This window comes from Streptomyces sp. NPDC059900, assembly GCF_050270335.1.
Lineage (GTDB): Bacteria > Actinomycetota > Actinomycetes > Streptomycetales > Streptomycetaceae > Streptomyces.
Map to the genome: position 1 here is coordinate 1 of NZ_JBNNJZ010000085.1, position 10,855 is coordinate 10,855.

Sequence of the window (10,855 nt, forward strand, 5' to 3'; positions counted from 1 at the left end):
CCCTCCGACCGGCCCTTTGTGTACGCGTGCGTCCCTCGCGGCCGACCTTCGCGAGCTCGGCGTGAGCCCCGGCGAAACCCTCCTCGTGCACTCCTCGCTCAGCTCGCTGGGCTGGGTCGTCGGAGGGCAGATCGCGGTCGTCGAGGCGCTTCTCGACGTGCTGGGCCAAAAGGGCACCCTCGTGGTCCCCGCGCACTCCAGCGACAACTCCGACCCGGCCGAGTGGGAGAACCCGCCGGTGCCCGAGTCCTGGTGGCCCGCGATCCGCGCCGCCATCCCCGCCTACGACCCGCGCACCGCCCCCACCCGCGGCGTCGGCGTGATCCCCGAGACCGTACGGACCTGGCCCGGCGCCCGGCGCAGCGCCCACCCGCAGACCTCCTTCGCCGCGGTCGGCCCCGGAGCACAAGCCCTCCTGGAGGGGCACGCACTCGACTGCCGCCTGGGCGAGCGCAGCCCGCTGGCCCGCCTGGAGGAGTCGGGCGCCCGGGTGCTGCTGCTCGGCGCGGGGTTCGACTCCTGCACCTCCTTCCACCTGGCCGAGTACCGGATCCCCGCCCCCGAGGTCGAGAACTCCTTCGCGGTCATGACCCCGCAGGGGCGCCGCTGGACGACGGTGCGCGAGACCTCCGTCTCCGAGGAACGCTTCGACGAACTCGGTGCGGACTTCGAGCGGGACCGACCCGTGGTGCGGGGCACGGTGGGCGCGGCGACGGCCCGGCTCTTCCCGGTCGCCGACGCCGTCTCGTACGCGTGCGGCTGGCTGGAGACCCACCGCTCACGGGCCGAGTGGGTGCTCCCGCAGCCCCCTGCCCGCCGCCCCTCGCGGCCTCTCTAGACTTTCCGCCATGGGAAATGAGTCCGTCGTCCAGGTCACCGGCCTGGTCAAGCGGTACGGCACGAAGACCGCGGTGGACGGCCTCGACCTCCGGGTCCGCGCGGGCGCCGTCACCGCCGTCCTCGGCCCGAACGGCGCCGGCAAGACCACCACCATCGAGACCTGCGAGGGCTATCGCAGGCCGGACGCGGGCACGGTGCGCGTCCTCGGCCTGGACCCGGTCCGCGAAGCCGGCGCGCTGCGCCCCCGCATCGGCGTGATGCTCCAGTCCGGAGGCGTCTACTCCGGCGCCCGCGCCGACGAGATGCTGCGCCACATGGCGAAGCTGCACGCCCACCCCCTCGACGTGGGCGCGCTGATCGAGCGCCTGGGCCTGGAGAGCTGCGGCCGGACCACCTACCGGCGCCTGTCGGGCGGCCAGCAGCAGCGCCTGGCGCTCGCCATGGCCGTGGTCGGCAGGCCCGAACTGGTCTTCCTGGACGAGCCGACCGCGGGCCTTGACCCGCAGGCACGCCGGGCCACCTGGGATCTCGTACGTGATCTGCGCGCCGACGGCGTCAGCGTCATCCTGACCACGCACCACATGGACGAGGCCGAGCAGCTGGCCGACGAGGTCGCGATCATCGACGCGGGCAAGGTCATCGCCGAGGGCACCCCGGAGGCGCTGTGCCGCGGCGGCGCCGAGAACACCCTGCGCTTCTCCGGCCGCCCCGGACTCGACGTCGGCTCCCTGCTCAAGGCACTCCCGCCGGACTCGGCGGCGGCCGAACTCACCCCGGGCGCCTACCGCGTGAGCGGCACGGTCGACCCGCAGCTGCTCGCCACGGTCACCTCCTGGTGCGCCCAGCACGGCGTGATGCCGGAGAAGATCGCCGTCGAACGCCACACCCTGGAAGACGTCTTCCTGGAACTCACGGGCAAGGAGCTGCGCGGATGAGCGCCGCCGGTACGTACACGCCGAAGCCGGGCGCCGCCCCGCTCCCCCGCATGATCGCCGCGCAGGCCGCGCTGGAGACGAAGATGCTGCTGCGCAACGGCGAGCAGCTGCTCCTCACGGTCGTGATCCCGACCCTCCTGCTGGTGCTGTTCAGCGCGGTCGACATCGTGGACACAGGGGACGGCAAGGCGGTCGACTTCCTGGCGCCCGGCATTCTCGCCCTCGCCGTGATGTCCACCGCCTTCACCGGACAGGCCATCGCCACGGGCTTCGAGCGGCGCTACGGCGTCCTGAAGCGGCTCGGCGCCTCCCCGCTGCCCCGCTGGGCCCTGATGGCGGCCAAGACCCTGTCGGTCCTGGTCACCGAGGTCCTCCAGATCGTGCTCCTCACGGTGATCGCCTTCGCCCTCGGCTGGTCGCCGCACGGCAACCCCTTCGCCGTGCTCCTCCTCCTGGTCCTTGGCACCGCGGCCTTCTCCGGCCTCGGGCTGCTGATGGCGGGCACCCTCAAGGCCGAGGCGACGCTCGCCGCGGCGAACCTGGTCTTCCTGCTGCTGCTCGTGGGCGGCGGGGTGATCGTGCCGCTGGACAAGTTCCCGGACGCGGCCCAGTCGGTGCTCGGGCTGCTGCCCATCTCGGCCCTGTCGGACGGCCTGCGGGACGTCCTTCAGCACGGCGCGGGGATGCCGTGGGGCGACCTCGGAATCCTGGCCGTCTGGGCGGTCCTGGGGCTCGGGGCGGCCGGGAAGTTCTTCCGCTGGGAGTAGCCGCGGCAGGAGGAGACGGCGTAACTCGCGTCACAGAAGCACCGGATACGTCCCCCTCGTGAAGCCGTGCACAAGCGGCCCCCTACGATGGGGCGCGTGCCAAACGTGACCCGAGCCGACGCCGTCTCCGCCGTGCGCAATCCGCTCGCCTTCATCGCCGAACGCTGGACCCCGCAGCAGCGGACCGTCCAGCGCGCGGCCTTCATCTCGCTCGCGATGACGGTGTGCATCGTGGTCACCGGCGGCGCCGTCCGCCTGACCGGTTCGGGCCTCGGCTGCCCGACCTGGCCCAAGTGCACGGACGAATCCCTGACGGCCACCCACGAGATGGGCTTCCACGGATTCATCGAGTTCGGCAACCGCATGCTGACGTACGTGCTGTGCGCGGCCGTCGGCTGGGCGATCATCACGGCGCGCTCCCAGAAGCCGATGCGGCGCAGCCTCACCCGGCTCGGCTGGATCCAGTTCTGGCTGGTCATGGGCAACGCCGTGCTCGGCGGCATCGTCGTGCTCGTCGGCCTGAACCCGTGGACGGTCGCGGCACACTTCCTGCTCTCCACCGCGCTGATCGCGGTCGCCGTCACGATGTGGCAGCGCACCCGCGAGGGCGACGGCGACGTGCGCCCGCTGGTCGGCAAGGCCGTGGCGCAGCTGGTGTGGTTCCTGGTCGCGGCGTCCGTGCTGCTCATCGCGGTGGGCACGCTGGTGACCGGCTCCGGGCCGCACGCCGGTGACTCCAGCGAGGTGCCGCGGATGGGCTTCGACTGGGAGACCGTCAGCAAGCTGCACGCCGTGCTCGCCTGGATCGTGGTGACGCTGACGTTCGCCCTGTGGTTCGTCCTCAAGGCGGTCGACGCGCCCAAGGGCCCGCTGCACCGCACCCGCGACCTGTTCCTGATCCTGCTCGCCCAGGGCGCGATCGGCTACGTCCAGTACTTCACGGACCTGCCCGAAGTCCTGGTCGGCCTGCACATGTTCGGCTCGTGCGTGGTGTGGATCGGCGTGATGCGTGTCCTGCTCGCGCTGCGTGAGCGCCCGCATGTGACCGCGGAGGTCCCGGCGCAGAGCGGCGACTCCCAGCTGTCGGCCGTCTGAGGGGCCCTACCTCCAAAAGTCCGTACGAAGTCCGCGCTTTCTGCGGCTTCAGACCTCGGAAAGTCCGTACACGCGCCGGGCGTTGCCCGCCGCGATGAGTCCGGCCACCCGCTGCGCGTCCGGCAGCGACCACGCCCCCTCCGTGACCCACCCGCCGAGCACGCGCCCCAGCGCCTCCCCGAAGAGCCGCGCGCCCACCACGTGGAGTTCGGGAAGGCCGTGCGCGCCGCTGGAGAACAGCAGCTTGCCGAAGGGCGCGAGCTCCAGGATCTCCGCGAGCACGGCGGCCGCGCGGGCGCCGGTGCGCACCAGGGCGGGCCCAAGATCGGCGTACACGTGCGGGAAGAGGCCCGCGAGGTCCGCGGCATTGCGGTGGTACGGATAGCCGTGCAGCAGGACCAGATCGGTGCCGAGCCCCGCGGTCGCCCGCGCGAACCCGCCGAAGTACTCCTGCGGGTCGCCGGCTCCCGCGTGCAGTTGCAGCGGGCGCCCCGACGCGACGGCGATCCACAGCAGATGCCTCAGGAGCACGGGGTCCTGGAGCACCCCGCCCACCTGCCGCCGGGCGAGCCAGCGGTCCGCCGCGCCCCGCACCTCGCCGGGCCCCGGCGGTTCGGGGGCCAGGGCGAGGCTGCGCCGGACGCCCGCGACGGAGGTGAAGGCGACGGCGTGCGCGGCGGCCGCGTGCACCGACTCGGCGAGATTGGCGAGGAACGAGTCCACCGTGCCGGAGGTGTCGGCCACCTGTTCGGCGAGGAGCTCGAGGCGGACGATCTCGTGGGCGTCGGCGCAGCCGGCGGACGCCATCTCGCCGGGTCCGGTCAGATCGCCGGGCAGCCCCGTGTCGACGAGATACGTGGTGATGCCGCTCCCCCGGAGCAGCCGCCGCCCCGCCTCCAGAACGCCCAGTTCGCGGCGGCGGGCGAGATAGCGGGCGGGCGGGCAGTGCGGTTCCAGGCCAAGGAGCGGGGGGCACCAGCGGCGTACGGCGAAGCCGGTCTGGGTGTCGAAGAAGGTGGTGCCGGGCGCGGGCGGACCCTCGCCGCGGCCCAGGTGGGCCTCGAAGGTGCCCAGGCCCAGCTCCGTACGCAGCACGCCATGGCAGTACTGGTCCACCAGGGACGGCGTTTCGATCATCCGGGCTCCCGGTAGGCGGACCGTGCTCTTACGGTCTAACGGGTGACCCGGGCGTCAGGTGTTGCTTTCGGACGCGCTCGGAAACAGTGCCGAAAAACTGCGGCTCTCAGCCGTTCGAGGGACCGCCGAGCTGGATGCCCGCCATGCGCGACCACTCGTAGGGGCCGGTCTTCACCTTCGCGGCGAAGTCGCCGTCGAAGTCCTCGTGGACCGTGATCCCGGCCTTCTCCACGGCGCTCTGCGCGATGGCGTAGGTGGGCGCCACCAGGTCGCCCCAGCCGCCGTCCTCGCCGACCAGCACGATGCGGGTGCCCTCGTGCCCGATGTACGCGATCTGGCCCTCGGCCCCGCCGTGCGCCTTCGCGAAGGTCCCGATCTCCTTGGCCATCTTGGCGGCCTTGCGCTCGGCACGAGCGGCCTGCTTGCTGTCCTCAACCTGCTGCGTCTCTGCCATGCACAGGATGCTACCGACGGGTAGATCAACTGGCGACGGGCGGGGCACGTGGCGTTCAACACCACGCGCCCCGCCCGTCGGCGAAGCACAAGAGCCCGGGAGAGCTCAGCGGAGGAAGGGATCCACCGCCACCGCCACGAACAGCAGCGAGACGTAGGTGATCGACCAGTGGAACAGCCGCATCTCCTTGAGCTTGCCGCCCGTGACCTCCGCCTTGGCGCGGTTCTGCAGGCCGTGCGCCTCCCACAGCCACCAGCCGCCGGTGACCGCGGCGACCACGGTGTAGAACCAGCCGGTGTAGCCCAGGGGCTGGAGCAGCAGCGAGACGGCGACCATCACCCAGCTGTAGAGGACGATCTGACGCGCGACCACCTTGTTCGACGCGACGACCGGCAGCATCGGCACGCCCACGCGGGCGTAGTCGTCCTTTACCTTCATGGACAGCGGCCAGTAGTGCGGCGGCGTCCAGAAGAACATGACGAGGAAGAGGATCACCGGCGCCCACGAGAGGGAGTTGGTGACCGAGGACCAGCCGATGAGCACCGGCATGCAGCCCGCGATGCCGCCCCAGACGATGTTCTGCGAGGTACGGCGCTTGAGGATCATCGTGTAGATGACCACGTAGAAGAGCAGCGCACCGAGGGCGAGCCAGGCGGACAGCCAGTTGACGGCGAGCCCGAACAGGAGCGTCGAGCCGACCGCGAGCGCGATGCCGAACGCGAGGCACTCCCGGGGGCTGACCATTCCCGTGACCAGGGGCCTCTGGGACGTACGGTCCATCAGGGCGTCGATGTCACGGTCGATGTACATGTTGAGCGCGTTGGCGCCGCCCGCCGAGAGGTAGCCGCCCAGGCAGGTCACGAAGACCAGCCACAGATCTGGCACCCCCTGTTCGGCGAGGAACATCACCGGAACGGTGGTGATCAGAAGGAGCTCGATGATTCGCGGCTTGGTCAGCGCCACGAACGCCATGACACGGGCCCCGAGCGGCCGGTGGCTTGGGCTAGAGCTCGTCCCGAGCGCTCCCGCTGGACGGGATTCAACGGCCGTCACGCACACCCCTGACAGAGACTTCCCAGCAAGCCGCGTCGGACGTTCAGACATGAAGATCCGGTAAAGGCTCGCGCGTACCACGCCACTGTAGACGTTGCCCATACCTCGCCCTTCGCGGGGGTGGGGTCGTGTTGGGCGGCGTGTTGGCCCGCCCGTAATACGGCCCGGGCACCCATTCAGATGAGCGGCGCTCCACTCGTTCAGAGAGTCCAGATGAGCGCCTTTGAGATCACATGGTGAACACCATGGATCCCTTTCGGGAGGCGGATACCGGCGCACCCCGTCAGTCTGGAATCACTCGAAAAAATGCACGTCTTTACAGCGGTAGGCTCGACATCGGCCGGTGGGATCTACATCGCCGGCATTCGACATGTGGAGAGGAGCCCTGACTCAGGGTGAGCACCAAGCCGACCACCACAGACCTCGAGTGGACCGAACTGGACCAGCGGGCTGTTGATACTGCCCGCGTCCTGGCCATGGACGCCGTACAGAAGGTCGGCAACGGCCATCCTGGTACGGCCATGAGCCTCGCGCCTGCCGCCTACACCCTCTTCCAGAAGGTGATGCGGCACGACCCCGCCGACGCCGAGTGGACCGGGCGCGACCGGTTCGTTCTCTCCGCGGGCCACTCGTCCCTGACCCTCTACATCCAGCTCTACCTGGCCGGCTTCGGCCTGGAGCTCGATGATCTGAAGGCGTTCCGCACCTGGGGTTCCAAGACCCCCGGCCACCCGGAGTACGGGCACACCACGGGCGTCGAGACGACGACGGGCCCCCTGGGCCAGGGTGTCGCCAACGCCGTGGGCATGGCGATGGCCGCCCGCTACGAGCGCGGTCTGTTCGACCCGGAAACCGCCGCGGGCGAGTCGCCGTTCGACCACCACATCTTCGCCATCGCCGGTGACGGCTGCCTCCAGGAGGGCATCTCCGGCGAGGCGTCGTCGCTGGCCGGGCACCAGAAGCTCGGCAACCTCGTGCTGCTGTGGGACGACAACCACATCTCCATCGAGGGCGACACCGAGACCGCGGTCTCCGAAGACACCATGAAGCGGTACGAGGCCTACGGCTGGCACGTCCAGCGCGTGGAGCCCAAGGAGGACGGCGACCTCGACCCGGCCGCCCTCTACCGCGCGATCCAGGCGGCGAAGGCGGAGACGGAGCGCCCCTCCTTCATCGCGATGCGCTCGATCATCGCCTGGCCCGCGCCGAACGCGCAGAACACCGAGGCCGCGCACGGCTCGGCGCTCGGCGACGAAGAGGTCGCGGCCACCAAGCGCGTCCTGGGCTTCGACCCGGAGCAGACCTTCGAGGTCTCGGACGACGTCATCGCGCACACCCGCAAGGCCCTCGACCGCGGCAGTGACGCCAAGGCCGAGTGGGCGAAGGGCTTCGCCTCCTGGCGCACCGCCGAGGCCGAGCGCGCCGCGGACTTCGACCGCATCGCCGCGGGCGAGCTGCCGCAGGGCTGGGAGGAGAAGCTCCCGGTCTTCGAGACGGGCAAGGGCGTCGCGACGCGTGCCGCCTCCGGCAAGGTCCTGCAGTCGCTCGGCGCGGTGATCCCCGAGCTGTGGGGCGGCTCCGCCGACCTCGCGGGCTCGAACAACACCACGATCGACAAGACGTCGTCGTTCCTCCCCGCGGGCAACCCGCTGCCGGAGGCCGACCCGTACGGCCGCACGATCCACTTCGGCATCCGCGAGCACGCCATGGCCGCGGAGATGAACGGCATCGCGCTGCACGGCAACACCCGCATCTTCGGCGGCACCTTCCTGGTGTTCTCCGACTACATGCGCAACGCCGTCCGCCTGTCCGCGCTGATGCACCTGCCGGTGACGTACGTGTGGACGCACGACTCCATCGGTCTGGGCGAGGACGGCCCGACGCACCAGCCGGTCGAGCACCTCGCCTCGCTGCGCGCCATCCCCGGTCTGAACGTGGTCCGCCCCGCGGACGCGAACGAGACCGCGATCGTGTGGCGCGAGGTCCTCAAGCGCTACACCAAGGAGTTCGGCAAGGGCGCCCCGCACGGCCTCGCGCTGACCCGTCAGGGCGTGCCGACGTACGACCGCGAGGTCACCGAAGGCGCCGTCAAGGGCGGCTACGTCCTGTTCGAGGCCGACGGCGGCGCCCCCGAGGTCGTCCTCATCGGCACCGGCTCCGAGGTGCAGCTCGCCGTCGAGGCGCGTGAGCAGCTCCAGGCCGCGGGCGTTCCGACGCGCGTCGTCTCGATGCCGTGCGTCGAGTGGTTCGAGGCGCAGGACCAGGAGTACCGCGACAGCGTCCTGCCGCCGTCCGTGAAGGCGCGCGTGGCGGTCGAAGCGGGCATCGGCCTGACCTGGCACCGCTTCGTGGGTGACGCCGGGCGCATCGTCTCCCTTGAGCACTTCGGTGCCTCGGCCGACGGCAAGGTGCTCTTCCGCGAGTTCGGCTTCACCGCCGATCACGTGGCCGCCGCCGCCCGGGAATCGATCGACGCCGCTCAGCGCTGACGCCGACATACGACCTAGTAGGAGATGTAATCCTCATGACAGACGCACTCAAGCGCCTTTCCGACGAAGGCGTCGCGATCTGGCTGGACGACCTGTCGCGCAAGCGGATCACGTCCGGCAACCTCGCCGAGCTGATCGACCAGAGCCACGTCGTGGGCGTCACGACGAACCCGTCGATCTTCCAGAAGGCGATCAGCAGCGGTGACGGTTACGAGCAGCAGCTCGCCGACCTCGCCGCCCGCGCGGTCACCGTCGAAGAAGCCATCCGCATGATCACGACGGCGGACGTCCGTGACGCCGCCGACATCCTGCGCCCGGTCTTCGACTCGACGGGCGGCCAGGACGGCCGCGTGTCGATCGAGGTCGACCCGCGCCTCGCGCACAACACCAAGGCGACCGTCGCCGAGGCCAAGCAGCTCGCCTGGCTGGTGGACCGCCCGAACACGCTCATCAAGATCCCGGCGACGAAGGCGGGCCTGCCCGCGATCACCGAGGTCATCGGCAAGGGCATCAGCGTGAACGTGACGCTGATCTTCTCCCTCGAGCGCTACCGCGAGGTCATGGACGCGTTCGTGGCGGGCCTGGAGAAGGCGAAGGCCGCGGGCCTGGACCTCTCCAAGATCCACTCGGTGGCGTCCTTCTTCGTGTCCCGCGTGGACACCGAGATCGACAAGCGCCTCGACGGCATCGGCACGGACGAGGCCAAGGCCCTCAAGGGCAAGGCCGCCCTCGCCAACGCCCGCCTGGCCTACGAGGCCTACGAAGAGGTCTTCTCCTCGGACCGCTGGGCCGCGCTCGACAAGGCGCAGGCCAACAAGCAGCGTCCGCTGTGGGCCTCGACGGGCGTCAAGGACCCGGCGTACAAGGACACCCTGTACGTCGACGACCTGGTCGCGCCGAACACGGTGAACACGATGCCGGAGGCGACCCTGGAGGCCGCCGCCGACCACGGCTCGATCACGGGCAACACGGTCGCCGGCACGTACGACGCCTCGCGCGCCGAGATCGAGGCCGTCGAGAAGCTCGGCATCTCGTACGACGAGGTCGTACAGCTGCTCGAGGACGAGGGCGTCGAGAAGTTCGAGGCCTCCTGGACCGATCTGCTCAAGTCGACCGAGGCCGAGCTCCAGCGCCTCGCTCCCTCGAAGGGCTGACCACTTTGTCAAGCAGCAATCCGCTGCGTGACGCCGCAGACCGACGGCTCCCGCGTATCGCGGGGCCGTCGGGCCTGGTCATCTTTGGCGTCACGGGCGATTTGTCCCGTAAAAAGTTGATGCCCGCCGTCTACGACCTCGCCAACCGGGGTCTCCTTCCGCCGGGCTTCTCGCTCATCGGCTTCGCCCGCCGCGACTGGGAGGACGAGGACTTCGCCCAGGTCGTGCACGACGCGGTCAAGCAGCACTCGCGTACGCCGTTCCGCGAGGAGGTCTGGCAGCAGCTCATCCAGGGCATGCGCTTCGTCCAGGGCAACTTCGACGACGACGCCGCGTTCGAGCAGCTCAAGGCCACCATCCAGGAGCTCGACAAGGCGCAGGGGACGGGCGGCAACTTCGCCTTCTACCTCTCCGTGCCGCCGAAGTTCTTCCCGCAGGTCGTCCAGCAGCTCAAGAAGCACGAGCTCGCGGACGCCCCGCAGGGTTCCTGGCGCCGCGCGGTCATCGAGAAGCCCTTCGGACACGACCTGGCGTCCGCCAAGGACCTCAACTCGATCGTGCACGAGGTGTTCGCCCCGGACCAGGTGTTCCGGATCGACCACTACCTCGGCAAGGAGACCGTCCAGAACATCCTGGCGCTCCGCTTCGCCAACCAGATGTTCGAGCCGATCTGGAACCGGTCGTACGTGGACCACGTCCAGATCACGATGGCCGAGGACATCGGCATCGGCGGCCGCGCCGGCTACTACGACGGCATCGGCGCCGCCCGTGACGTCATCCAGAACCACCTGCTCCAGCTGATGGCGCTGACCGCGATGGAAGAGCCCGCCTCCTTCGACGCGGACGCCCTCGTCGCCGAGAAGGCGAAGGTCCTGGGCGCCGTCCGGCTGCCCAAGGACCTCGGCAAGAACACGGTCCGCGGGCAGTACGC

The 10,855-nt window shown here is 70.2% G+C and carries 10 protein-coding genes; 7 read left to right on the top strand and 3 right to left on the bottom strand.

What is annotated here, in order from left to right:
* The 4 genes from ACQKIP_RS15105 to ACQKIP_RS15120 form a co-directional block, all read left to right on the top strand.
* The coding region (locus ACQKIP_RS15105) for an aminoglycoside N(3)-acetyltransferase (RefSeq protein ID WP_427743152.1) at positions 1-838 on the top strand (838 nt) is incomplete at its 5' end.
* Positions 839-848: 10 nt separating this feature from the next.
* On the top strand, positions 849-1,775 hold the full coding sequence (locus ACQKIP_RS15110; protein ID WP_365853141.1) for an ABC transporter ATP-binding protein: 927 nt from the start codon (positions 849-851) through the stop codon (positions 1,773-1,775).
* Positions 1,772-2,542, top strand: a complete 771-nt coding sequence (locus tag ACQKIP_RS15115; RefSeq protein ID WP_365853139.1) for an ABC transporter permease — start codon at positions 1,772-1,774, stop codon at positions 2,540-2,542. Before ACQKIP_RS15110 ends, ACQKIP_RS15115 begins: the two co-directional genes overlap by 4 nt.
* An 87-nt stretch (positions 2,543-2,629) precedes the next feature.
* A complete protein-coding gene (locus ACQKIP_RS15120) occupies positions 2,630-3,637 on the top strand; it encodes a COX15/CtaA family protein (protein ID WP_365853137.1) in 1,008 nt (335 codons plus the stop codon).
* 48 nt (positions 3,638-3,685) lie between these two features.
* On the opposite strand, the gene ACQKIP_RS15125 is transcribed toward ACQKIP_RS15120, so the two are convergent.
* The 3 genes from ACQKIP_RS15125 to ACQKIP_RS15135 form a co-directional block, all read right to left on the bottom strand.
* The gene (locus tag ACQKIP_RS15125; RefSeq protein ID WP_365853135.1) at positions 3,686-4,774 is read right to left on the bottom strand and encodes an amidohydrolase family protein; all 1,089 of its coding nucleotides are present in this window, start codon (positions 4,772-4,774) and stop codon (positions 3,686-3,688) included.
* 106 nt (positions 4,775-4,880) lie between these two features.
* Complete coding sequence (locus ACQKIP_RS15130) at positions 4,881-5,228, bottom strand: hypothetical protein (protein ID WP_365853133.1); 348 nt, start codon at positions 5,226-5,228, stop codon at positions 4,881-4,883.
* Positions 5,229-5,333: 105 nt separating this feature from the next.
* Complete coding sequence (locus tag ACQKIP_RS15135; RefSeq protein ID WP_365853484.1) at positions 5,334-6,287, bottom strand: heme o synthase; 954 nt, start codon at positions 6,285-6,287, stop codon at positions 5,334-5,336.
* A 389-nt stretch (positions 6,288-6,676) separates the two neighbouring features.
* Here ACQKIP_RS15135 and tkt point away from each other — a divergent pair, with 389 nt between their 5' ends.
* The 3 genes from tkt to ACQKIP_RS15150 all read left to right on the top strand — a co-directional run.
* Positions 6,677-8,770 carry a transketolase gene (gene tkt / locus ACQKIP_RS15140; protein WP_365853131.1) on the top strand — a complete coding sequence of 698 codons (2,094 nt, stop codon included), beginning with the start codon at positions 6,677-6,679 and terminating at the stop codon, positions 8,768-8,770.
* A 35-nt stretch (positions 8,771-8,805) separates the two neighbouring features.
* The gene (tal, locus tag ACQKIP_RS15145) at positions 8,806-9,924 is read left to right on the top strand and encodes a transaldolase (RefSeq protein WP_365853129.1); all 1,119 of its coding nucleotides are present in this window, start codon (positions 8,806-8,808) and stop codon (positions 9,922-9,924) included.
* The coding region (locus ACQKIP_RS15150; protein ID WP_427743159.1) for a glucose-6-phosphate dehydrogenase at positions 9,921-10,855 on the top strand (935 nt) is incomplete at its 3' end. The genes tal and ACQKIP_RS15150, both read left to right, overlap by 4 nt.